The organism is Kineococcus siccus (assembly GCF_009906795.1).
Taxonomy (GTDB): Bacteria; Actinomycetota; Actinomycetes; order Actinomycetales; family Kineococcaceae; genus Kineococcus; species Kineococcus siccus.
Window position 1 is genome coordinate 1 of record NZ_JAAALN010000026.1, and the last position, 22,423, is coordinate 22,423.

The 22,423-nt window shown below is 76.9% G+C and carries 20 protein-coding genes; 8 read left to right on the forward strand and 12 right to left on the reverse strand.

The window, feature by feature from the left end; translation table 11 throughout:
• Nucleotides 1-28: 28 nt before the first annotated feature.
• Together GTR02_RS05400 and hisN are read right to left on the reverse strand one after the other, a co-directional pair.
• A complete protein-coding gene (locus tag GTR02_RS05400) occupies nucleotides 29-805 on the reverse strand; it encodes a CPBP family glutamic-type intramembrane protease (protein WP_166606453.1) in 777 nt (258 codons plus the stop codon).
• On the reverse strand, nucleotides 802-1,671 hold the full coding sequence (hisN, locus tag GTR02_RS05405) for a histidinol-phosphatase (RefSeq protein WP_338073601.1): 870 nt from the start codon (nucleotides 1,669-1,671) through the stop codon (nucleotides 802-804). The genes GTR02_RS05400 and hisN overlap by 4 nt, the downstream gene beginning before the upstream one ends.
• 208 nt (nucleotides 1,672-1,879) lie before the next feature.
• On the opposite strand from hisN, the gene GTR02_RS05410 reads away from it, so the two are divergent.
• Nucleotides 1,880-2,656: a vitamin K epoxide reductase family protein gene (locus GTR02_RS05410; RefSeq protein ID WP_166606454.1), complete on the forward strand. Its 777-nt coding sequence runs from the start codon at nucleotides 1,880-1,882 to the stop codon at nucleotides 2,654-2,656.
• A 105-nt stretch (nucleotides 2,657-2,761) separates the two neighbouring features.
• On the opposite strand, the gene GTR02_RS05415 is transcribed toward GTR02_RS05410, so the two are convergent.
• The 4 genes from GTR02_RS05415 to GTR02_RS05430 all read right to left on the reverse strand — a co-directional run bounded on the left by GTR02_RS05415 (nucleotide 2,762) and on the right by GTR02_RS05430 (nucleotide 11,576).
• The gene (locus GTR02_RS05415) at nucleotides 2,762-8,437 is read right to left on the reverse strand and encodes a diguanylate cyclase (protein ID WP_166606455.1); all 5,676 of its coding nucleotides are present in this window, start codon (nucleotides 8,435-8,437) and stop codon (nucleotides 2,762-2,764) included.
• A gap of 95 nt (nucleotides 8,438-8,532) precedes the next feature.
• The gene (gene rsgA / locus GTR02_RS05420; protein ID WP_166606456.1) at nucleotides 8,533-9,576 is read right to left on the reverse strand and encodes a ribosome small subunit-dependent GTPase A; all 1,044 of its coding nucleotides are present in this window, start codon (nucleotides 9,574-9,576) and stop codon (nucleotides 8,533-8,535) included.
• Nucleotides 9,577-9,586: 10 nt separating this feature from the next.
• A complete protein-coding gene (gene aroA, locus GTR02_RS05425) occupies nucleotides 9,587-10,981 on the reverse strand; it encodes a 3-phosphoshikimate 1-carboxyvinyltransferase (protein ID WP_166606457.1) in 1,395 nt (464 codons plus the stop codon).
• A 64-nt stretch (nucleotides 10,982-11,045) separates the two neighbouring features.
• Nucleotides 11,046-11,576 (reverse strand): DoxX family protein, encoded by a 531-nt coding sequence (locus GTR02_RS05430; RefSeq protein WP_166606458.1) that lies wholly within the window; start codon nucleotides 11,574-11,576, stop codon nucleotides 11,046-11,048.
• A gap of 120 nt (nucleotides 11,577-11,696) precedes the next feature.
• On the opposite strand from GTR02_RS05430, the gene GTR02_RS05435 reads away from it, so the two are divergent.
• Entirely contained in the window at nucleotides 11,697-12,503 is an 807-nt protein-coding gene (locus tag GTR02_RS05435) for an SOS response-associated peptidase (protein ID WP_166606459.1), read from the forward strand.
• A gap of 43 nt (nucleotides 12,504-12,546) precedes the next feature.
• Here GTR02_RS05435 and GTR02_RS05440 read toward each other — a convergent pair whose 3' ends face one another.
• A complete protein-coding gene (locus tag GTR02_RS05440; protein ID WP_166606460.1) occupies nucleotides 12,547-12,750 on the reverse strand; it encodes a hypothetical protein in 204 nt (67 codons plus the stop codon).
• A 46-nt stretch (nucleotides 12,751-12,796) separates the two neighbouring features.
• Here GTR02_RS05440 and GTR02_RS05445 point away from each other — a divergent pair, with 46 nt between their 5' ends.
• Together GTR02_RS05445 and rsrA are read left to right on the forward strand one after the other, a co-directional pair.
• A complete protein-coding gene (locus tag GTR02_RS05445; protein WP_166606461.1) occupies nucleotides 12,797-13,459 on the forward strand; it encodes a sigma-70 family RNA polymerase sigma factor in 663 nt (220 codons plus the stop codon).
• Nucleotides 13,456-13,758 carry a mycothiol system anti-sigma-R factor gene (gene rsrA / locus GTR02_RS22775; RefSeq protein ID WP_166606462.1) on the forward strand — a complete coding sequence of 101 codons (303 nt, stop codon included), beginning with the start codon at nucleotides 13,456-13,458 and terminating at the stop codon, nucleotides 13,756-13,758. Before GTR02_RS05445 ends, rsrA begins: the two co-directional genes overlap by 4 nt.
• A 65-nt stretch (nucleotides 13,759-13,823) precedes the next feature.
• Here rsrA and GTR02_RS24910 read toward each other — a convergent pair whose 3' ends face one another.
• Nucleotides 13,824-13,898, reverse strand: a complete 75-nt coding sequence (locus GTR02_RS24910) for a 50S ribosomal protein bL37 (RefSeq protein WP_369299100.1) — start codon at nucleotides 13,896-13,898, stop codon at nucleotides 13,824-13,826.
• Between the two features lie 125 nt (nucleotides 13,899-14,023).
• On the opposite strand from GTR02_RS24910, the gene GTR02_RS05455 reads away from it, so the two are divergent.
• Entirely contained in the window at nucleotides 14,024-15,127 is a 1,104-nt protein-coding gene (locus tag GTR02_RS05455) for a PilT/PilU family type 4a pilus ATPase (RefSeq protein ID WP_205708689.1), read from the forward strand.
• A gap of 141 nt (nucleotides 15,128-15,268) precedes the next feature.
• Nucleotides 15,269-16,213, forward strand: coding sequence for a YhjD/YihY/BrkB family envelope integrity protein (locus GTR02_RS05460; protein WP_205708690.1), 945 nt, complete (start codon nucleotides 15,269-15,271; stop codon nucleotides 16,211-16,213).
• On the opposite strand, the gene GTR02_RS05465 is transcribed toward GTR02_RS05460, so the two are convergent.
• On the reverse strand, nucleotides 16,195-18,312 hold the full coding sequence (locus GTR02_RS05465; protein ID WP_166606464.1) for a methyl-accepting chemotaxis protein: 2,118 nt from the start codon (nucleotides 18,310-18,312) through the stop codon (nucleotides 16,195-16,197). The genes GTR02_RS05460 and GTR02_RS05465 overlap by 19 nt on opposite strands.
• 166 nt (nucleotides 18,313-18,478) lie before the next feature.
• Here GTR02_RS05465 and GTR02_RS22780 point away from each other — a divergent pair, with 166 nt between their 5' ends.
• Nucleotides 18,479-18,859, forward strand: a complete 381-nt coding sequence (locus tag GTR02_RS22780; protein ID WP_338073603.1) for a VOC family protein — start codon at nucleotides 18,479-18,481, stop codon at nucleotides 18,857-18,859.
• A 59-nt stretch (nucleotides 18,860-18,918) separates the two neighbouring features.
• Entirely contained in the window at nucleotides 18,919-19,722 is an 804-nt protein-coding gene (locus GTR02_RS24195) for an MOSC domain-containing protein (RefSeq protein WP_166606466.1), read from the forward strand.
• Nucleotides 19,723-19,729: 7 nt separating this feature from the next.
• Here the strand turns inward: GTR02_RS24195 and GTR02_RS05480 are convergent, their stop codons facing one another.
• Genes GTR02_RS05480 through GTR02_RS05490 form a run of 3 tightly spaced genes read right to left on the reverse strand, consistent with a single transcriptional unit; the run spans nucleotide 19,730 to nucleotide 22,409 of the window.
• Nucleotides 19,730-20,521 (reverse strand): amino acid ABC transporter ATP-binding protein, encoded by a 792-nt coding sequence (locus tag GTR02_RS05480; RefSeq protein ID WP_338073604.1) that lies wholly within the window; start codon nucleotides 20,519-20,521, stop codon nucleotides 19,730-19,732.
• On the reverse strand, nucleotides 20,518-21,486 hold the full coding sequence (locus GTR02_RS05485; protein WP_166606467.1) for an ABC transporter permease subunit: 969 nt from the start codon (nucleotides 21,484-21,486) through the stop codon (nucleotides 20,518-20,520). The genes GTR02_RS05480 and GTR02_RS05485 overlap by 4 nt, the downstream gene beginning before the upstream one ends.
• Entirely contained in the window at nucleotides 21,483-22,409 is a 927-nt protein-coding gene (locus GTR02_RS05490; RefSeq protein WP_338073605.1) for an ABC transporter substrate-binding protein, read from the reverse strand. Before GTR02_RS05490 ends, GTR02_RS05485 begins: the two co-directional genes overlap by 4 nt.
• Between the last annotated feature and the right edge of the window lie 14 nt (nucleotides 22,410-22,423).

Sequence of the window (22,423 nt, forward strand, 5' to 3'; positions counted from 1 at the left end):
CCCCTGAGGGGCCGGGGGTCGGGAAGCGTCAGCCCGGCAGCCACGACACCTTGCCGACGAGCAGCGAGTAGCCGACGAACGCCACGACGTCGATCGCGGTGTGGGCCACCACGAGCGGCAGCGTGCGCCCCCAGCGCTGGTAGATCCACGCGAAGACGACGCCCATCGCCACGTTGCCGACGAACCCGCCCAGGCCCTGGTACAGGTGGTAGGACCCCCGCAGCAGCGCGCTGATCGCGATGGCGGGCACCGCGCGCACCCCCAGCTGCCCCAGCCGGTGCAGCAGGTACCCCGCGACGAGGACCTCCTCGAGGATGCCGTTCTCGGCCGCCGCGAGCACCGCGACCGGGACGGCCCACCAGACGTCGGGTAGGTTCGAGGCGACCACCGTGCGGTTCAGCCCCGCGGCCTGCGAGGCCAGGTACAGGACCAGGCCGCAGCCCCCGATCACCGCGGCGAGCCCCAGCCCCGCGCCGACGTCGCGCAGCGGCCGGCGCCCGTCCACGCCGATCGTGCGCAGCGACTCCCCGCCCCGCGCCAGCAGGTAGGCGACCAGGAGCACGGGGGCCAGACCCGTGACGACCTGCACGAGCTGCAGCGACAGGTCCAGCCAGGGCCGGTCCGGCGCGTAGCTGCCCAGGACGGTCGCGGTCTGCGTGTTCAGCGCCTGCGGCGCCGTCACGGCCCCGACGAAGGTCACCAGGGCCCGCACCCCGCTCGCGCCCAGGGAGACGGCGAAGACCGCGACGACCTCCCAGACGAGCAGCCGGCGCTCGCGGGGGGCGAGCTGCGGCGCCGTGCTCACTCCGCCGGGCCGGGCTCGCCGGCTCCCGCCCACGCCGGCGCGGACGGCGAGCCGGACGGCGGCGACGTCCCCAGGCGAGCGAGCAGGGCGTCGTGCAGGTGCCCGTTGCTGACGAGGGCGTCACCGCCGTGCGGGCCGTCGACGCCGTCGCGCGAGGTGAACCGGCCCCCGGCCTCGGTGACGATCGGCACCAGCGCGGCCATGTCGTACAGCTGCAGGTCGGGTTCCGCGGCGAGGTCCACGGCCCCCTCGGCGACGAGCATGTAGGACCAGAAGTCGCCGTAGCCGCGGGTGCGCCACACGGCGCGCGTCAGGTCGAGGAAGGCGTCGAGGCTGCCGGTCTGCTCCCAGCCGTCCAGGGAGGAGTAGGCGAACGACGCGTCCGCGAGGTCGCGCACGCCGCTGACCGAGATCCGCGTCGCCGCCGAGAGGCTGCGCCCGGTCCACGCGCCGGACCCGGTCGCGGCCCACCACCGCCGCTGCAGCGCCGGGGCCGAGACCAGGCCGACGACGGGCACGCCGTCGTCGAGCAGGGCGATGAGCGTGGCCCACACCGGCACGCCGCGCACGAAGTTCTTGGTCCCGTCGATCGGGTCCACCACCCACTGCCGGGCGCCGGACCCGACCAGCCCGAACTCCTCGCCCAGCACCGCGTCGCGCGGGCGCGTGCGCCGCAGCTGCGAGCGGATCAGCTCCTCGGCCGTGCGGTCGGCGTCCGTCACGGGCGTGAGGTCGGGCTTGGTGTCCACGACGAGGTCGCGCGCCTTGAAGCGGTCCGTCGTCACCCCGTCGACCTGGTCGGCGATGACGTGCGCGAGCCGCAGGTCGTCGTCGTAGCGCTTCACCTGGGCGGGGGAGGTCGGCACGGCGCGAACCTACCGCCCGCACGCGCGCCCGACGGGGACGCGCACCGGGCCGCCGGGGACGTCGTGCGCCGCGTCCAGCGGACACCCAGCCGGGCCGGGGACCCTGGTCCGCGGACGCGGTCGCGCACACTGGGACCAGGACCCCGCGGGCGCCCGCCCGGCCCGCGACCGACGCACGACCGCACCGCCCGACGACCGAGGAGGACCGATGGCCCGCACGACCGCCGCGCACGAGCAGGGGCACCACGAGCGCGCGCGCGACGCCCGCGCGCTCGCCGACCCCCGCACCGGCGAGGCCGGGCCGGAGCCCCTCGACGACCTCGACCCTGACCTCGACACCGACCTCGACACTGCGCTGGACGACGACCTCGCGGCCGGCGGTCACCTCTCGGCGCTGCCCGTGTCCCCGCGGGCGCGGGGCGCGCTGCTCACGGGGGGCGGCCTGGTCGGCTTCGTCGCCGCCTTCACGCTCACGATCGAGCGCTTCCGGCTCGCCGAGGACCCCGGCTACGTGCCGTCCTGCAGCATCAACCCCGTCCTGTCGTGCGGCAGCGTCATGAAGACCGACCAGGCCGCGGTGTTCGGCTTCCCGAACCCGCTGATGGGCATCGCGGCGTTCACCGTCATGACGCTGCTGGGCCTGCTCGTGCTGTCCGGCACCCGGCTGCCGCGCTGGGTCGAGCGCGGCTTCCAGGCCGGCATCACGCTGGGCGCCGTCTTCGTGGGCTGGCTCGTGACGCAGAGCCTGACCTCCATCCACGCCCTCTGCCCGTACTGCATGGTCGTGTGGGCCGTCGTCGTCGCGACGTTCTGGACGACCACGGCGGACTCCCTCGACCGGGGGCTGCTGCCCGTGCCGCGGGCGCTGCGCGGCGCCGCGCGCACCCTGGTGGAGTTCCGGGTGCTCGCGGCCGTGCTCACGTACGCGCTGCTGCTCGCGCTGATCGGCGTGGAGTTCTGGAGCTACTGGCGCACGCTGGTCTGAGCCCGCCCCGTCCGGGCGGAGCTCACGGCGCAGAGCTCACGGCGCGACCGCGACGGAGCTCAGGGCGCGACCGCGACGGAGTTCAGGGCGCGACCGCGACGGAGTTCAGGGCGCGACCGCGACGGTGTTGCGGCCCGCGGCCTTCGCGGCGTACAGCGCGGTGTCCGCGCGGGCGAGCACGTCGGTCAGCCGCTCGTCGCGACGCAGCAGCGCGACCCCGACGCTCACCGTCACCTGCAGGCGCTCGCCGCGGACCTCCACGGGCGTGCGGTCGACGCCCCGCCGCAGGCGCTCGGCGAGGTCGCGCACGTCCACCTCGCGGGCGTCGGCGCCCTCGCCCGCGCCGGCCACGACGAGGGCGAACTCCTCGCCGCCGTAGCGGCCCAGGACGTCGCCCTCGCGGGCCGCGCCGCGCAGCCGGCGGGCCACCGCGCTGAGCACCTCGTCGCCCGTCGCGTGCCCGTAGCGGTCGTTGACGGCCTTGAAGTGGTCCACGTCGACCATGAGCGCGGCCAGCGACGTCGAGCCCGCACCGGGACCACCGGCCCGGACCCGCTGCACGCGCTGCTCGCCGAGCCGCAGGAGGTGCCCGCGCGTCGCGACGCCCGTGAGGGAGTCGGTGCGCGCCAGGTGCTCGACCTGCGCGAACAGGCGCGCGTTCTCCAGCGCGACGGCCGCGGGCGCCGCGAGCGCCGAGGCGACGTGCGCGCGCTCCTGGAGGCCGCCGTCGTCCGCGACGAGGACGAGCGCCTCGGCGACCCGGCCCGTGCGGTCGCGCAGCGGGGCCACGAGCCAGCGCCCCGGGACGCGGACCGCCGCGGGGTCGCGGCGGGCGTCGGCGCCCGCGTCGTCGAGGAGCCCCGCCAGGGCCGCGGGCAGGGGGCCCGAGCCGCTCGTCGTCGACGTCCGGCCGAGCACGGCCGTGGTCGCCGCGTCGAGCCCGTCGTCCGGCCCGTCGTCCGGCGCGTCGTGCCCAGGAGCGTCGGGCGTCGGCCAGCGCCGCTCGCCGACCGCCCCGCGCACCGGTCCGACCGCGTCGCTGACGAGCGCGGGCGTGCTCCTCCCCGCGCCGTCCGCGGCGACCCCGGCCGGGACCAGCGCCCCGCGGTCCGCGCCCAGCTCCCGCACCGCGGCCACGAGCAGCCGCGCGCGCACGGTGCGCAGGTCCAGGCTCCCCGAGACCTCCTCCGTCACGCGGCGCACGGCCTCGGCGAGGTCGCGCTCGCGCTGGGCGCCGTGCACCTCGATCTCCAGGCGCGCGGCCCGGGCCGTGGCCAGCGACAGCGCCACCTGCCCGGCGATGAGCTGCAGCAGCTCGACGTCGCTGCGGCCGAAGGCGCCCTGCGCGAGGGTGCTGACGACCGACAGGACGCCCGTGCGCCGGCCCCGCACGAGCAGCGGCACGGCCACGACGCTGCGCGGGACGTCGCCGCCCGCGCCGGACGTCTCGGGAGCCGGGACGCCCAGGACGACCGGGCGGCCGGTCCGCGCCGCCCGGAGCACGGTCGGGTCGACGGCGTCCGCGGAGCCGCCGGGGCCGCTGCCCGGCAGGTCGGTGCCCGCCGCGGTGCGGCCCGCGAACACGGCGAGCCCGCCCGCGCGGTCGCTGAGGTGCAGCACGGCCCGGTCGGCGCCGAGGAGGTCGCAGGCCTGGTCCAGCGCGAGGCGGACCAGGTCCAGCGGGTCGAGCACCTGCGCGGCGTCGCCGACGTCGCGCATGGCCGCGAGCAGCCGGCGGCGTCCCGCGTCGGGCGCGCGGTGCGAGCGCGTCCCCGTCGTGACGACCGCGTCGCCCGCGCGCCCCAGGGCGGTGTCGGCCGCGCGCCGCCCCGCGGCCGTCCTCGGCGCGGGCTGGGTCTGCTGCGCGGCCTGCTGGGCTCGCCGGACGAGGTTCGGCCAGCCCTGCCGCTCCGCGAGGACCGTCGCCAGCCACCGGTGCCGGTCGGCGTCGGCGACGGCGCCCTGCGCGAGCCGCTCGCGCGCCAGCAGCAGCAGGGCGCGGTGGGTGAGCAGCGGCGCGTCGAGGGTGGCCGCGAGGTGCTGGGCGCGCTGCAGCCGGCGCGCCGCCGTGCGGGGACGTCCCAGCTGCCCGGCCGCCTCCGCGAGCAGCAGCCGCCGCCACGCCTGCTCCAGCCGGCTGCCGCCGCGGCGCCCCAGCAGGGGCAGTGCCCGGCGAAGCTGGTCCTGCCGGCCGGCCAGGCGGGCCGCGTCCCCCGCGGCGGCGGCCGCCGCGCACTGGTCGAGGCGGCCCTGGACGAGGGCGCCCGCGCCGTCGCGCACCGAGCGCGTGCGGTGGCGGTGGCCCCGCCCCGCGAGCCGCTCGAAGCGGATCGCGGCCTCGTCGAAGCGGGGACCGACGTCACCCTGCTCCGTGAGCCAGCGCAGGGTCGTCCCGGCCACGGCCAGCCCGTGCGGCAGCGCCGCGGCGCCCGGGGTCACGCGGGTCTCCGCGTCCACCGCGCGCAGGACCTCGCCGGCTGCACCGGGACGGCCGTCGGCGGCGAGCAGGAGGACCTCCAGCAGCTGCAGCGCGACGGGAGCCGGCGCGCCGTCGGGCAGCCGGCGCACGCCGCGCTCGAACCACTCCCGCGCCTGGGCCCCGTGGCCGGCCGACAGGCGCTCGCGGCCCAGGTGGGCGACGCCCTCCAGGTGCGCGGGCAGGTCCAGCCACGCGCCCTGCTCCTCAAGCACGTCGGCCACGGTGCGCCACGTGCCGCCGTGGTGGAGCCGGTCGAGGGCGGTGCCCAGCCGGGTGCGCGCCAGCGCCGTCGGGTCCTCGCGCGAAGCGGGTCCCGGGCCCGGCAGGCGCACGGGCACCAGGCTGGGCCGGGAGCCGAGGAGCTGGCGCAGCCCCGCGCGCAGGTCCGTGGTGCAGTCCTCGACGACGTCCGCGCGACGCGACGCGCGCGCCAGCACCAGGGCCGCGACGAGGACGGGCAGGGCCCGCCACCGGGCGGCGCCCACGACGAGCGCGGCGCTCGCCCCCTCGCGCAGCAGCACCGCGGCCGAGGCGTCGGTGTCCGCGCGGGCGGCCCGGGCCCGCCGGCCCGTGGGCAGCAGGGCGAGCAGCGCCGCCCGCAGGCAGGTCAGCAGGAGCCGGGGCGCGGCGGCGAGCGGCCCGCCGCGCGGCGAGGGGGCCGTGGGCAGGGAGGACGCCACGGGCAGCGAGCGGGCCACGGGCAGTGCGAGACCCAGTTCGGCGAGCCCGCGGTCCACGGCCCGCAGCGCCAGCAGCGGCCCGGCGGCCGCGCGCTCGTGGCGGTGCAGCAGGGCCACCTCGCCCAGCACGACCGAGCGCTGCACGGGGTCCCCGCCGTCGTCGGCGAGCAGCTGCTCGAGGTGGACGTGCGCGCGGCGGTGGTGCCCGGTGCGGGCGCAGCTCGCGGCCAGCGCCCGGCGCAGCGCCGGGTCGAGGTCGGTGCCGGACTCGTGCGCGACGCGCGCGGCGTTCTCCAGCAGCGGCACCGCCGAGGCGTGCGCGTGCCGGCGGGCCGCTTCGAGACCGGCTGCGGCGCAGGCGGAGACGACGTCCGCGGGCGCGACCGCGTCCCCGGCCAGCAGGTGCTGGCGGGCGCTGGCGAAGAGCAGGTCGGGCCCGCCCCCGGCGATCGTCGGCGCCCCCGGCTCCCCGGCCGCGGCGGTCCGCAGCACGCGCGCCAGCCGGGCGTGCAGCGCCCGCCGCTCGCCCCCGGGAGTGCCGGCCAGGAGGGCGTCGACGACCTGCTGGTGCGGGAACTCGTGCCAGCCCCGCTGGCCGGGGCGTAGCAGGCGCGTGGCCACCCCGGCCGCGAGCGCGTCGTCGACGGCCTCGGGGCCCAGCTCCGGGGCCGCGGCGGCCCGCACGAGGTCCTCCGACGCCAGCCGCCCGCTGGCCGCGGCCAGCCGCAGCACGCGCTGCTGCGCCCGCGCGAGCCCGGCGAAGCGGCCGAGCAGGGCGTCGAGCAGGTCGGGACCGACGGGGACGGCGTCCAGCACGGCCGCCTCGAGCGTCCAGCGCCCCCACTGCGGGAGCAGGCCCCCGTCGTCGAGGGTCGCGTTGAGGACCGCCCGCAGCGCGCCCGGGTTGCCGGCCGCGCGCGCGGTCAGGCTCGCCGCGACGGCGTCCGGCACGGCGGCGCCCGGCAGCCGCCGCCGCACCACGGCGCGGGCCGCGGCCTCCGACAGGGCCGGCACGTCCACGACGATCGTGCGACCGGCGGCCTCGCCCGGGCCCGTCAGGTGCCCGGCGCCGGGGCGGTCGACGACCGCCACCAGCACGGGCAGGTCGCGGCACTCGCCCGCGACCGAGCGCAGCACGGCGACCGTGGAGGCCTCGGCGTGCTCGGCGTCGTCGACGACCACGAGCACCGGCCCGCGGCGGGCCGCGCAGGCCAGCAGCAGCTGCGCGAGCTCCTCGGCGAGCGGCTCGCCGCCCCCGCCGTCGGGGCCCGCCGCGTCCAGCTCGGCGGCGAGGCCCGCGCGGCGCAGCGCCTCCCGCAGCCCGGCGAGCGGGGCGCTGGGGGCCGTCGTGGTGTCCAGGACGACGGTCGTGGCGCCTCCGGCCAGCGCGCGGCGGGCGAGGTGGGCGGCCAGGGAGCTGCGGCCCGACCCGGCGGGCCCGCGGACGTGGACGACCCCGCCCGCCCCCGTGCGCGCGGCGTCCCAGGCGCTGTCGAGCAGGGCGATCTGGGGCGCCCGCTCCAGCAGCGGCGGCGGCACCGAGCGGGGGCCGCGGCGGCGCTCGGCCGCGGCCTGCGGGGACAGCTCCCGCTCCACCCGCGCCAGGACCGACGCGACCGCGCGGGCGCTCGCGGGCCGGTCGTCGGGGTCGGCGGCCAGCAGCTGCCGCAGCAGCTCCGCGAGCGCGGTCGGCACGTCGTCGCCCAGCACCCGGGTGTCGAGGGGCGCGAGCCGCCGCAGCCGGCGCCGGACGTCCTCGGCGTCGGTCCCCTGCACCGGGGGGCGGCCCGTCAGGCACTCGTGCAGGACGGCGCCCAGGGAGTACAGGTCGGCGCGGTGGTCGACGGGGCGGCGCAGCGCCCCGGCCTGCTCGGGCGCGCAGTAGGACAGGGAGCCGACGGCCGTCGCCACGGCGTCCGGCCCGGCGGGGGCGGCCAGGTGCGCGACGCCGAGGTCGATGAGGACGCCGTGCCCGCGCGGGGTCACGACGACGTTGCCCGGTTTGACGTCGCGGTGCACGAGACCGCTGCGGTGCAGCGCGTCCAGGGCGTCGCAGAGGTCGAGGGCGAGCCCGACGGACGTGGCGACGCGCAGGACGGCGCCCGGGGTCGCGCGGCTCCCGGGACCCGGGGGGTCGCCCGCGCCCGCCGGTCCGCCCGCGGGGTCGCCCGGGCGCTCGCCGGGGGAGTGCAGCAGCTGCGCCAGGGTCGAGCCCTCGACGGCGCGCATGACGATGGCCAGGTCGCCGTCGATGCGCTCGACGGCGTGCACCCGGGAGAGGCCGGGGTGGTCCACGCTCGCGAGCAGCGCGGCCTCGCGGCGCAGCTGGTGCTCGGCGACCGCACGGGCCGCGACGGTGTCGGGCACGGGGGACAGGCGCTTGACGGCGTGCTCGCGGCCGCCGCGGGAGGCCAGGTGGACGACGGTGCCCGTGCCGCGACCCAGCTCGCGCAGGATGGTCCAGCCGGTCGCGGCCGGCCGCGCCGGCGGGGTGCCGGCGCCGTCGAGGGGCGCGGGGCCCGCCGGGACGGCGGGGGCCGCGGCCAGGCCGAGGACCGCGAGGGCGCCGGCCGCGGTGCGCACGGCCTCGCCGGAGGAGGTGGAGCCGCCGTCGCCCGTCACGCGTCGCAGCCCCTCCCGTCCGTCCCCCGATCGCGGTCACAGTACGGCACCGAGCGTGCGTCCTCAGTGACGGGGGTCACGGCCGGAGGGCGCGGTCAGTCCCCGCCCTCACCGCGCAGCACGGTCAGCAGGCGGCGGAACGACGTCAGCCGCGCGGGCCCCGCGGCCCCGGCGCGGCCCTGCGCCACCCAGTCGTCCAGCGCGCACTCCGGCTCGTCGTGCGTGCAGCCCCGCGGGCACCCGTCCTCACCGCCCGCGAGGTCCGGGAAGGCGTGCAGGACGGCCTCGGGGTCGACGTGCGCCAGGCCGAACGAGCGGATCCCGGGGGTGTCGACCACCCAGCCGCCGTCGGGCAGCGCCAGGGCCGCCATCGACGTCGACGTGTGCCGGCCCCGGCCCGTGACCGCGTTGACGTGCCCCGTGGCCCGATCCGCCTGCGGCACCAGGGCGTTGACCAGCGTCGACTTGCCGACGCCCGAGTGCCCGACGAGCACGCTCGTGCGCCCGTGCAGGCGCGCGCGCACGTCGTCGAGCCCGCGCAGCCCGTCCGGGCCGCGGGAGGTGACCACGGCCTCCAGCCCGAGCGGCGCCCAGGTGGAGAGGACCTCCTCGGCGGGACGCAGGTCCCCCTTGGTCAGGCACAGCAGGGGGGTCATGCCCGCGACGTAGGCGGCCACGAGGCACCGGTCGACCAGGCGCGAGCGCGGCTCCGGGTCGGCGACGGCCGCGACGACCACGAGCTGGTCGGCGTTGGCGACGACCACGCGCTCCACCGGGTCGGTGTCGTCGGCCGTGCGGCGCAGGACCGTGCGGCGCTCCTCGATGCGCACGACGCGCGCGAGGGTGTCGGGGCGCCCGGAGGTGTCGCCGACGAGGCCGACGCGGTCCCCGACCACGACGCCCGTGCGGCCCAGCTCGCGCGCCCGCATGGCGGTGACGAGGTGCGGGCCGCCGTCGGCGTCACCGGGCGCGTCCGCCCCCACCAGGCACGTGCAGCGCCCGCGGTCGACGGCCACGACCATGGCCGCGACGGCGTCGCCGTGCCGCGGGCGCTCCTTGGTCCGGGGTCGCGAACCGCGCCGCGTCGGGCGGACGCGGACGTCGTCCTCGTCGTAGCGGACCCGGCGCTCCTCCCTCACGCCGGCCCGCTCACCGCGCCGGGGCGGACGTGCGGCCCGCCGGCGGAGCGCTGCCGCGCAGCATGGCGTCCCACAGGCCGGGGAAGTCGGGCAGCGTCTTGCGGGTCGTGCCGATGTCCACGACGCGCACGCCCTCGACCCGCAGCCCGAGGACCGCGCCCGCCGTGGCCATCCGGTGGTCGGCGTAGGTCTCGAAGACCCCGCCGTGCAGGGTCCGCGGCCGCACGAGCAGCCCGTCCTCGGTCTCCACCGCGTCACCGCCCAGGCCGTTGAGCTCGGTGACGAGCGCCTTGAGGCGGTCGGTCTCGTGACCCCGCAGGTGGGCGATCCCGCGCAGCCGGGTCGGCGAGCTGGCCAGCGCCGCGAGCGCGGTGATCACCGGCGCCAGCTCACCGGCCTCGCGAAGGTCGAGGTCGAGGCCGAACAGCTCGCCGGTCCCCTCCACGAGCAGGCCCTCGCGGTCGAGCGTCACGTCGGCGCCCATCTGGTCCAGCACGTCGCGCAGCAGGTCACCGGCCTGGGTCGTCGACTGCGGCCAGGCGGGGACGCGCACGCGGCCGCCGCACACCGCCGCGGCCGCCAGGAACGGCGCCGCGTTGGACAGGTCCGGTTCCACCTGCACGTCGAGCGCGTTGACCTCGCCGGGTTCGACGTGCCAGGTGCCGGGCACGGCGTCGTCGACGACGACGCCCACGTCGCGCAGCACCTCGATGGTCATCCGGACGTGCGGCTCGCTCGGCACGGGCGGGCCCTCGTGGTGCAGCACCAGCCCGTCGCGGAAGCGGGCGCCGGCCAGCAGCAGCGCCGAGACGAACTGGCTGGAGCCGGACGCGTCGATGGTCGCGGTCCCGCCGGGGAGGCCGCCGTCGCGGCCGCTCACGCGGAAGGGCAGCAGACCGCGCCCGCCGTCGTCGACGTCGGCGCCGAGCTGCCGCAGCGCCGTCAGCAGCGCGGCCATGGGGCGCTCGCGGGCGCGGGGGTCGCCGTCGAAGGCCACGGGGGAGCCGGCCAGCGCGGCCACGGGGGGCAGGAAGCGCATGACCGTGCCGGCGAGGCCGCAGTCGACGCCGACCCCGCCGCGCACCGGCCCGGGGTGCACCACCCAGTCCGCGGCGCCGGCCGCACCGTCGGAGGGCCCACCGGGCCCACCCTCGACGACCTCGCTGCCCAGGCGGCGCAGCGCGTCGACCATGAGCCGGGTGTCGCGGGAGTCCAGCGGGTCGCGCAGCAGGGACGAGCGCTCGGCCAGCGCCGCCACCACGAGGTAGCGGTTCGTCAGCGACTTCGACCCGGGGACGGCGACGACGGCGTCGAGCGGGGCGTCGCGGTGGGGGGCGGCCCACAGGTCGGGCTCGGCGGCCGGGCCGCCGGTCGCGTCGGGGAGCGGGGGCGTCACGGGCGCCATCCTCGCAGGCGGCGCCGACGCGGCGGCCCCCCGCGGGGGACCGCCGCCGGCGCGGGCGCGCTGGTCAACCGACCTTGGCCGCCGCGAGCTGCAGGTCCTTCTTGCTGCTGCCCGCCACGTGCGCGGCCTCGCGCGTGGCCAGCTTCGCGAAGCGGCGGGCGTCGCGACCCGCGCGCCGGCCGCGCCACGCGAGCCCGGGCTTGCCGGCCGTGTCGACGGCCGCCAGCAGGGCGCCGCCCAGCAGCCCGACGTCCTTGAGGAAGTCCTCGAGGACCTCGCCGCGGACGGTCTTGTCCTTCTCGGTCCAGAACGGGTGGTTCACGTAGGCGCTGGGGGCCAGCGTCGTCGCGAGCACGGCCGAGGTGACCCGGGGCAGGCGCCCCAGCGCGAAGAGCACGCCGGCGCCGGCCATCGCGGCGCCGTTGATGCGCACGAGCAGGACCGGGTCGTCCGGCAGGTGGAGCGGGCCGGCGACGGCGTGCGCCACCGGTTCCGCCGAGGGGGCCAGGTCGCGGGCGTTGCGCACCTGGTCGATCCCGGTCTTGATGAAGATCGCCGCGAGCATCGGTCGGGCCAGCCGTCGCACCACTGTCATGGGAGTTGCCTACCGCATGATCTCCGCGGGCGCCTCCCCGCCCCGGCCCGCCGGGAGCCCCCGGCCGCCGCCGCGGGCGCCGGGCGGCCGGGTCGCGCGCGCGGTGAGAGGCTGCCTGCCATGTGCGGCCGCTACGCCCTCCGGACCGACGTCACCGACCTCGTCGAGGAGTTCGAGGTCGACGAGGACCTCACCGACGGCCGGGCGACCCGCAGCACCAACGTCGCCCCGACCACGACCCCGCCCGTGGTGCTCGAGCGCGTGCCGCGCGAGGACCCGGAGGCACCGCCCGTGCGGTCGCTGCGGGCGCTGCGCTGGGGGCTCGTCCCGAGCTGGTCGAAGGACGCCTCGGGGGCGGCCCGCATGGTCAACGCGCGCGTGGAGTCCCTGCTGGACAAGCCGGCCTTCGCCAAGGCGGCCCTGACGCGGCGCTGCCTCGTGCCCGTCGACGCCTGGTACGAGTGGCAGGCGAGCCCTGTGGCGCAGGGACCGAAGGGACCGCGCAAGCAGCCGTTCGCCGTGCGCGCCCAGGACGGGCGGCCCCTGTCGCTGGCCGGGATCTTCGAGTTCTGGCGCGACCCGGCCCGGGCCGACGACGACCCGGAGCGCTGGCTCGTGAGCTTCGCCGTCGTCACGACGGCCGCGGAGCCGGGCCTGGACCGCCTGCACGAGCGGATGCCGCTGGTGGTGCCGCGCGAGCTGCGCGACGCGTGGGTGGACCCGGAGGTCGCCGAGGCCGACGACGTCGCCGCGCTCCTGGCGGCGATGCCTCGCGACCTGTTCGCCACGGCCCTGACCGCCCACCCCGTCTCGCGGCGCGTGGGCAACGTCCGCGACGCGGGCGAGGACCTCCTCGACCCGGCCCCGGACGCCGAGCTCGAGGGCGTCGTGGACCTGCGCACGGGGGAGCTGCTCGGCACCTCGTGAGAGCGCCCGGCAGGAATGGGTGCGGCCGGGCGTGCGTTCCAGGTCACATGCCGCCGGTCATCGAGTCGACGTCGGCGCCGGTCGTCCCGGCGCTGCGGTCGCGTCGCCCCCCGGGCCCCGCCCGTCGAGGTCCCGAGACGCGCCCGCCGTCCCCCAGCCCGGCCGCACGGCCCGGCACGCGGACCGAGCGGCGCCCCACCACCAGGACGAGGACCACCACGACCACCAGCGTGCTGCCGGACCGCACCGCCTCCTACGGCGGGTCGGAGCAGGAGGCCCTACTCTCGACGTCGATGACCGAACAGACCTCGCGAGCGCCCTCGGAGGAGACCGCCGACGAACGCGCGGCGCGCTTCGAGCGCGACGCGCTGCCCTTCCTGGACCAGCTGTACTCGGCCGCGCTGCGCATGACGCGCAACCCCGCCGACGCCGAGGACCTCGTCCAGGACGCGTTCGCGAAGGCCTACGGCGCCTTCCACCAGTACGCGCCGGGCACGAACCTCAAGGCGTGGCTGTACCGGATCCTCACGAACACCTACATCAACTCCTACCGCAAGAAGCAGCGCGAGCCCCAGCAGTCGCACGCGGACGAGATCGAGGACTGGCAGCTCGCGCGCGCCGAGTCCCACACCTCGCGCGGCCTGCGCTCGGCGGAGACCGAGGCGCTGGACCACCTGCCCGACTCCGACGTCAAGCGGGCGCTGCAGGCCGTGCCCGAGGACTTCCGGATGGCCGTGTACTACGCGGACGTCGAGGGCTTCGCGTACAAGGAGATCGCCGAGATCATGGGCACCCCCATCGGGACCGTCATGTCCCGGCTGCACCGCGGGCGGCGCCAGCTGCGCGAGATGCTGCGCGAGTACGCCGTCGGGCGCGGGGTGTCCGGTGCGGCCCCGGCCGCGAGCGAGCCGGCGCCCGCCACGAGCGGTGCGGCCCCGGCCGGGAGCCCGTCGTGAGCGCCGCGCAGCCGCCCGGTGCGGACGACGCGTCGACGGCCGCGGCCGCCCACGTCGGGCACTGCCGCGAGGTCCTGGACCGGGCGTTCGAGTACCTCGACGGCGAGATGGCCGAGCTGGACTGCGAGGCCGTGCGGGTCCACCTCGAGGAGTGCGTGAGCTGCCTGGAGCAGGTCCGCGAGGACGAGCGCCTCAAGCAGGCGATCCGCGAGGGCTGCCCGTGCGAGTCGGCGCCGACCGACCTGCGCGCGCGGATCCTCGTGCGGCTCACGGAGGTCCGCGTCACCAGCGGCTCCTGAGCCGCGCCCCCGAGCACGCAGGAGGCCCCGGACCGGTGGTCCGGGGCCTTCTGCGTGCCCACGCCTCAGGCGTTGGGACGCTTGCCGTGGTTCGCGCCGCTCTGCTTGCGCGAACGGCGCTTGCGGCCTCGCTTGCTCATGGCTGCTCCTTCCTCGCTCGCGGTTGCTGCCCGCCATGCTCCCACGCCGCCGGGCGTGCTCGTCGTCCGCGCCCCCGCGCGCGGGGCGCGCTCAAGGACGGCGTCAGGGGTGCCGATCAGACGGGGTGACGACCCTCGACACCACGGCCGGCGCGGCGATCACCCCCTACCTGCGGGCGCTCGTCGAACTGCGCGGCTCGGACCTGCACTGCAAGGCAGGGTCCCCGCCCCGGGTGCGCATCGACGGCCGGCTCCGCTCGCTGCAGGCCCCGCCGCTGACGCCCGCCGACACCGAGGCGATGCTCGCCCAGGTCCTGCGCCCCGACCTCGTCGAGGAGTTCCACCGCACGAACGAGGCGGACTTCGCCTACGGGCTGCCGCACGGCGTGGGGCGCTTCCGCGTCAACGCCTTCCGCCAGCGGGGGTCGGTCGCGCTGGTGCTGCGCCGCGTGGCCTCCCAGGCGGTCCCGCTGTCGGCGCTCAGCGTGCCGCCGGTGCTGGAGAGCCTCGCGCTGGAGCACCGCGGCCTCGTGCTGGTCACGGGGCCCACGGGGTCCGGCAAGACGACGACGCTCGCCGGGATGATCGACCACATCAACGCCACGCGCGAGAGCCACATCGTCACGATCGAGGACCCGATCGAGATCCTGCACTCCGACAAGCTGTCGATGATCAGCCAGCGCGAGGTGCGGCTGGACACGACCGACTTCTCCACCGCGCTGCGCGCGGCCATGCGGCAGGACCCCGACGTCATCCTCGTGGGCGAGATGCGCGACCAGGAGACGGTCAAGGCGGCGCTGTCGGCGTCGGAGACCGGGCACTTCGTCCTGTCGACGCTGCACACGATCGACGCGGCCGAGACCATCAGCCGCATCATCGACTTCTTCCCCCCGCACGAGCAGCGGCAGGTGCGGCTCTCGCTGGCCGGGGCGCTGCGCGGCATCGTCTGCCAGCGCCTGGTCCCCCGCGCGGACGGCAACGGCCGCTGCGTCGTGATGGAGGTCTGCATCAACACGGGCCGCGTCGCCGACGCGATCGCGGACCCCGAGAAGACGCACCACATCACCGAGCTCGTGCGCGAGGGCGGCTTCTACCAGATGCAGACGTTCGACCAGCACCTCGTCGCGCTCGTCCGCGACGGCGTCGTGACGCTCGAGGACGCCACGCAGGCCGCGTCCAGCCCGCACGACCTGGCCGTCGAGCTGCGCCGGCTGGGCATCCTCGCCTGACCCGGCACCGCCCCCGCACCGCCCCCGCGGCGTCCCGGCGCCGTCCGGGCCGGCGCGCCCCTGGCAGACTGCCCCCATGGACCGGCTCCGCACGTGTGCTCCCGGGGTGCGCGCCGAGCCGCGGCGCCCGTCGAGCCGGGCGTGAGGGCGGCCGCCCAGGTCGTGACCCCGCCGGGGCGCCGGGCCGCGGTGCGGCGGGTGTTCCGCGACGTCCACGACCGCCTGCGCGGGCACGACCTGTTCCTCGTCTCGGCCGGCGTGACGTTCTACGCGGCCATCGCGCTCGTGCCGTCGCTGCTCGTCGCCGTGAAGATCCTCGGCGGCCTCATCGGCCGCGACCGCGTCCTCGTGCTCGGCGGCGCGGTGGGCCAGGCCCTGCCGGCCGCGCAGCGCGCCGGCGACGTCGTCCTGACCCTGGTCCGGACCTCGCTCGACGTCAGCTGGCTCGCGGCCGTCGTGGCGCTGATCCCGGCCACGGTCTACGGCGAGGGGCTGCGGCGCGGCTTCGCGCGCGTGAGCGTGCGCTACCCGGACCCCGCCCCGCCCGCCGTGCTCGGGCGCACGGGCGCCTGGAAGGTGCGGCTGGCCGCCCTTCCGCTGCTGCTCATGGCGCCCGTCGGCCTGCTCGCGGTCCTGGAGGTGGCGCCCTTCCTGGCCCGCCGGTTCGGCACGGGGGAGGTGACCGAGAGCGCCCTGGCGTTCTACGTGGCCCTCAACGTCGACTGGCTCGTGGTCTCACCGGTGCTCGTCTACGTCTACCGCGTGCTCGGGCCCGTGCGGCCGTCGTGGAAGGCGAGCGTGTGGGGCGCCTACGCCACGGGGGCGTTCGTGTCCGGCTTCCTGCAGGGCTTCGTCGTGTTCCTCGCGATCCCCGTCGACCTGGGTGCGCCCTTCGGGGGGCTCACCCAGGTCGGCGGGGCGGTCGCGGTGTGCCTGTGGCTGTGGGTGTTCACGGCGCTGACCGTGTACGGCTACGCCGTGACCCTGGAGCTGGACCGCCGCGGCGGCAGCCCCTTCGACAGCGTGCCGGGGACGCCGACGGCGTCACCCGGCGCGCCGCCGGCGGGTCAGCCCAACCGGAACTGACGCACCTGGGCGTCGAGGTCGCCGGCCACCTGCGCGAGGTCGGAGACCGCGGAGCGCACGGCCCCGACCTGCGCCGTCGTGCCGTCCACCGCGCCGACCGTCTGGGACAGGGCCGCGGCGATGCCGCCGGAGCGCTGGGCGGCGTCGTGCAGGGTCCCGCTGACCGCGGTCGTCGTGGCGAGCTGCTCGGTGACGGCGGAGGAGATCGTCGCCTGCAGCTCGTCGACCTGGCTGATCGTGGCCGAGATCTGCGCGATGTCGGCGCGGACCGCGGCGGCCTCGGAGCGGATCGCCGTGAGCGTCGGGGCGATCTCCTCGGTGGCCCGGGCGGTCTGGCGCGCCAGCTCCTTGACCTCCCCGGCGACGACGGCGAAGCCCGCGCCGGCCTCCCCGGCGCGCGCCGCCTCGATGGTCGCGTTGAGGGCCAGCAGGTTCGTCTGCGCCGCGATGGCCGTGATGGTCCGCAGCACGTCGGCGATCTGCTGGGAGGACTCCCCGAGGCGCTCCACGGTGCCGGTCGCGGCCTGCGCCAGGTGCACGGCCTCGGAGGCGACCACGGACACGGAGCCCGTGGTGGAGGACACGTCGTCTGCGGCGGCGCGCAGCTGCTCGACGGCGTCGGAGACCTCGTGGACCCCGCCCGAGACGCTGCCGGCGTCGGCGGCGACCCGGCTGATCTCGGCGGACGTGACCTCGGCGGTCTGCGAGAGCCGCGCGCTGGCGCCGGACAGGTCGTCCGCCGTGCCCGTGACCCGGCTGGCGCCGGCGCTCATGGCGCGCAGCGCGTCGCGCATGGCGCCGATGGCGGCGTCGAGCGCGCGGCTCATGACGCCGATCTCGTCGCGGCCCTCGTCGCCGTGCTCGCGCACGGTCAGGTCGCGGTCGGCGACCCGGCGCAGGGCGTCGGTCAGGCGGCCGATGCGGCGCACGAGCGTGCGGGCCAGCAGGCCGATGACGACGGTCATGGTGATGGCCACGCCGAGGCCCGTGAGCAGCGTGCTGCGGACCAGCGAGTCGCCGCCCTCGCGCACCCGGGCGGTCACGGCGGCGGTGTCGGCCGCGGGCAGCCAGCTCGTGATGACCCAGTCGTAGGCGGGGTAGCGCGAGACGCCGACCGTCTGGGGCCCGGAGGGCAGGTCGACCGTGGTGGTGGCGAACTCGCCGGGGGCGAGGTCGGCCGCGGTGTCCAGCAGGCGGGCGACGTAGGGCTGCCCGTCCGCGTCCTTGGCCTCGATCATGGGCGCGCCGTCGGTGCCGTCGCCGGGGGCCACGACCGCCGTGCCGCGGGCGGCCGCGGCGCTGGAGAACACGCCGTAGGAGCCGCTGGTGCCGAGGGTGGCCGCGGCCAGGCGCTCGCGCAGGTCCGCCGTCACGGCGTCCTGCGGCAGCCCCACGAACACCGCCCCGATCACCTCGTCGCCGCGCTTGAGGGGTTCGTAGACGGTGACGTACTGCTTGTCGACGACGGTCGCGGTGCCGTGGAACGTCTCGCCCGCGATCAGGGACTTCACGACGGGGTTGGCGACTCCGGCGTCGTTGACGGCCGGGATGTAGGTGCCGATCGCGCGGGCGCCCTTGGCGTTGACCACGGTGGTGGCCACGCGCAGCATGTCGCCCTGGTCGTTCATCTTCTGGAACACGGTCACGGCCGCGCCGGTCAGCCCGGCCGCGGCGTCGATCGCGGGCACGGTCACCGCGGGGTCGGCCTGCTGGCCGAGCCACGTGGAGCCGAACAGCAGGCGCGGCAGCGTGACGCTCGAGGCGGCCTTGGTGGTCTGGTTGGTCGCGGCCCACGTCGCGGGCGCGCCGGACGTCGCGGCGCCGAGCGCCGCGAGCTTGTCCTGCGTCACGCGCAGGTCGCCGTCGAGCTTCTCCTGCACGGCCGCGGACTGGGTGGCGACCGTGGCGTCGACCTGCTGGCTCGCGTCGCGCAGCTGCTGCTCGGCGAGGACCTGGACGTCGCTGGACGTGCCCTCGGAGAGCTGGCCGACCTGCAGGGCGCTCAGACCGCTGAGCAGCCCGGCGGTGACGACGACGGCACCGACGCCGGGCAGGACCAGCTGGGAGCGCAGGGACGTGGCGCGGAACGAGAGCGGCATGGGGTGTCAGCCTCACGGTCAGGGATGCTCGGGAGAGCGTGTCCAGAGGTCATCGGCAGCCCGCGACGTCACCTCAACCGGTGAGGGCCGACGGATCCTCCTCGCTCCTGGCCACCGCCCGGCCGGCGTGGTGCGGGTGTCGGCGGGAGGTGGCACCCTCCCGGAGGTGGACCGACCGCGCACGGCCCTCGTGGCCACCACCCTGGACTGCCCCGACCCGCGGGCGCTCGCCGCCTTCTACGCCCACCTGCTGGGCTGGGAGGTGCGCGAGAGCTCCCCCGACTGGGTGCGCCTCGCGCCGCCGGGGGCCGAGCGCGGGCTGTCGTTCCAGGCGGAGCCGCACCACGTGCGGCCCGTGTGGCCGGCCCGCGAGGGGGAGCAGCAGATGCAGCTGCACCTCGAGGTCGAGGTCGACGACCTCGACGACGCCGGCGCGCACGCCGAGGCCGGGGGCGCCGTGCGCGCCTCGTCCCAGCCGCAGGAGGGCGTGCGCGTCTACCTCGACCCGGCCGGGCACCCGTTCTGCCTGTTCCTGCCCGGCTGGTGACGGCCGCACCCGGCTTCGGGTCCGCGCCCGCCGGCCCGGTCACGGCCTAGCCTGCCGGGGTGAGCGCCCACGTCGAGAGCCTGCACGTCTACCCCGTCAAGGGGCTGAGCCCGCAGCGCCTCGACGCCGTGCCGCTGCGTGCGGGGGAGGGGTTCCCGCACGACCGCGTCGTCGCGCTGGCCCGGCCGGGCGGCGCCTACCGGCCGGGCCGGCGCGAACCCGTGTCCAAGCGGGAGTTCTACGTCCTCGTCGCCGAGGAGCGGCTCGCGGGCCTGGACACCCACCTGGAGCCGACCACGGGCCGGTTCACGGTCCGCGTCCGCGACCACCTGGTGCTGGACGCCGACCTGGGCTCCGACGACGGCGTGGCCGCGACGCTGGCGTTCTTCGCGCGGGTGCTGGACCTGCCGCCCGGCGTCGAACCCGTGCACGCCGTGGAACCCGGGCGGCGCTTCACCGACGTCGCGGTCGACTCCGACGCGCTGATGAACGCGGTGTCGTTCCTGAACCTGGCCTCGGTCCGCGACCTGGCCGCGCGCACCGCCACGACCCTCGACCCGCTGCGGTTTCGCGCGAACGTGCACCTGGAGGGCCTGGACGCGTTCGCCGAGGCCGACCTCGTCGGGCGCGAGTTCTCGGTGGGCGCCGTGCGGTTCCGCGGCGTGCAGCCCACCGCGCGCTGCGCCGCCACGGAGGTCGAACCCGGCACGGGGCGGCGGGACCTGCCGGTGCCGCAGATGCTCGTGCGCACCTACGGCTCCGACGTCATGGGGTGCTACGCCGTGGTCGTCGCGGGCGGCCGGCTGCAGCCCGGGGACGTCCTCGACGCCGCCACCGTCGCGACGGGGGCGGCTCGGCCGTAGCCCTCCGTCAGCCGGGCGGGGCCTGCTCCGCACCCGTGCGCATCCGCGCCAGGAAGGTGCGCGTGCGCTCGTGCCGGGGGTTGCCCAGGACCTCCTCGGGGCGGCCGCGCTCGACGACGACGCCCGCGTCCATGAAGACGACCTGGTCGGCGACCTCGCGGGCGAACGCGACCTCGTGCGTGACCACGACCATCGTCGTGCCGTCGGCCGCCAGCTCCCGCATGACGGCGAGGACCTCGCCGACGAGTTCCGGGTCCAGCGCCGACGTCGGCTCGTCGAAGAGCATGAGCTTGGGCTGCATCGCGAGCGCGCGCGCGATGGCCACGCGCTGCTGCTGCCCACCCGAGAGCTGCGAGGGGTAGTTGCGCAGCCGGTCGCCGAGGCCGACGCGCTCCAGCAGCGCGGTGGCGCGCTGCTCCGCCGCGGCGCGCCGCTCGCCGCGCACCCGCACGGGCGCCTCGACGACGTTCTCCAGGGCCGTCATGTGCGGGAACAGGTTGAACCGCTGGAACACCATGCCGATGTCGCGCCGCTGCGCGGCGATCTGCGCGTCCTTCAGCCGGTGCAGGCGCCCGCCGCGCTCGGCCAGCCCGACGAGGTCGCCGTCGACCCAGATCCGACCGCCGTCGATGCGCTCGAGGTGGTTGATGCAGCGCAGGAAGGTGGTCTTGCCGGACCCCGACGGGCCGAGCAGGCAGACGACCTCGCCCGCGGCGACCTCGAGGTCGATGCCCTTGAGGACCTCGACGTGACCGAAGGACTTCGTGACGTTGACCGCGCGGACCAGGGGCTCGCTCACTTCGCGCCTCCCGCCCCGAGGCTGACGCCCGCGGCGGCCGGCCGGGCGGCGGACGCCGTGCCGAAGCCGCGGCCGAAGCGCCGCTCCAGGAAGAACTGGCCGACCATGAGGACGGAGGTGGCGATGAGGTAGTAGAGGATCGCCGCCATGTTCGTCGCCACCACCTGGTAGGTCTGCTGGCCGATCTGGCCCAGCTGGTAGAACAGCTCGACGGTCACGGGGATCGCCACGAGCAGCGACGTGTCCTTGAGCATGGCGATCACCTCGTTGCCGGTGGGCGGCACGATGACGCGCATGGCCTGCGGCAGCACGACGCGCCGCATCGCCAGCCCCTTCGACATGCCCAGCGCCTCCGCGGCCTCGTGCTGGCCGCGGTCGACGCTGAGGATCCCCGCGCGGGCGATCTCGGCCATGTACGCGGCCTCGGAGAGGCCGAGCCCCACGATGCCGCCGACGATCGTGGAACCCAGGAGGTCGTAGAGGCTCTGCTGGCCGATGGTGAACGCGCGCAGCTCGGGCGTGCCGAACCACTGCGAGAACAGGAAGTCGAACGGCACGCCGATCGACAGCCCGGTGCCGAACAGCGCCCCGAGGCTGCCCGTGAAGCCCAGCAGGACGTAGCGCGGGACCCCGCGGAAGAACCACGTGAACACCCAGCTGACCCCGGACAGGACGGGGTTCTCCGACAGCCGCAGGACCGCGAGGAGCACGCCGCCGAGGATCCCCAGGACCATGGCCAGGACCGTCGTCAGCAGGGTGCCGATGAGGAACCCGCGGATGACCACGCTCTGGTTCATCGCCTCGAGGGTGAAGCCCCAGTCGAACGCGGGGTTCGTGGCGAGGAGGTGGGCGAGCATGAGCACGAGGACGGCGATGACCGCGACCGAGACCCACCGCCACGGGTGGCGGACCTCCACGGCGTCGATGCGACCCGGCCGCGCCGCCGGCTCGCCAGGCGTGCTCACGACGCCGGGTTGACCGGGAACTCGGTGACCGCGCCGGTCTCGCCGCCCCAGGTGCCCAGCGCCTGCGCGTACGCGCCGTCCGCCGCGATGGCGGCCAGCGCCTTCGAGATCGCCTCGGCGGTCTGCGTCTGCTCCTTCGGCACGACGATGCCGTACGGCGCGGCGTCGTAGACGTCGCCCGCGAGCTCGAGCTGGTCACCCGTCTGCTTCACGGCGTAGGCGGAGATCGGCGAGTCGGCCAGCATCGCCTGGACGCGGCCCTGCTGCAGCGCGTTCGTGGCGTCCTGCTGCGAACCGAACGGCAGCACCGTGATCTCGGGCTGGCCCGCGTCGGTGCAGGCCTTCTGCCGCGCGGGCAGGTCGTCGTCGGACTGGGTCGTGCCGCTCTGCACCGAGACGGTGCGGCCGCACGCGCTGTCGGGGTCGATCTGCTCGGGGTTGCCCTTCTTGACGACCCACTGGGTGCCCGCGCTGTAGTACTGGACCATGTTGACCTGCTGCAGCCGGTCGGCGTTGATGGTGAACGACGAGATCGCCACGTCGTAGCGGTTCCCGGTGACCCCCGTGATGAGGGAGTCGAAGGAGGCGTTCGAGTACTCGGCCTTCACGCCGAGCTCCGCCGCGACGGCGTTCATCACGTCGATGTCCATGCCGACGACCTGGTCGCCCTGCAGGAACTCGTTGGGCGCGTACTCGGCGTTGGTGCCGACCCGCAGGACCTTCGAGGTCTGCACCGACTCCGGCAGCATCGCCAGGAGCGCGGGGTCGCCGCTGCCCGGGGCGGCGGCCGACGACGAGCTCGACGACGAGCCCGATCCGGTCGACAGCGAGTCGGAGCCGCAGCCCGCGAGGGCGAGGGCCCCCGCGGCGACGGTGCCGACGCCGAGCAGGAAGGAACGGCGCGGGGTGGGGCGGACGGGCACGGCGACCTCCAGGT

Bases quoted from the DNA above. Each gene is read 5' to 3' on its own strand.
- GTR02_RS05445 (WP_166606461.1), top strand. From the start codon at position 12,797: ATGACCGAACAGACCTCGCGAGCGCCCTCGGAGGAGACCGCCGACGAA.
- GTR02_RS05435 (WP_166606459.1), top strand. From the start codon at position 11,697: ATGTGCGGCCGCTACGCCCTCCGGACCGACGTCACCGACCTCGTCGAG.
- GTR02_RS05410 (WP_166606454.1), top strand. From the start codon at position 1,880: ATGGCCCGCACGACCGCCGCGCACGAGCAGGGGCACCACGAGCGCGCG.
- aroA (WP_166606457.1), bottom strand. From the start codon at position 10,981: ATGGCGCCCGTGACGCCCCCGCTCCCCGACGCGACCGGCGGCCCGGCC.
- GTR02_RS05465 (WP_166606464.1), bottom strand. From the start codon at position 18,312: ATGCCGCTCTCGTTCCGCGCCACGTCCCTGCGCTCCCAGCTGGTCCTG.
- GTR02_RS05430 (WP_166606458.1), bottom strand. From the start codon at position 11,576: ATGACAGTGGTGCGACGGCTGGCCCGACCGATGCTCGCGGCGATCTTC.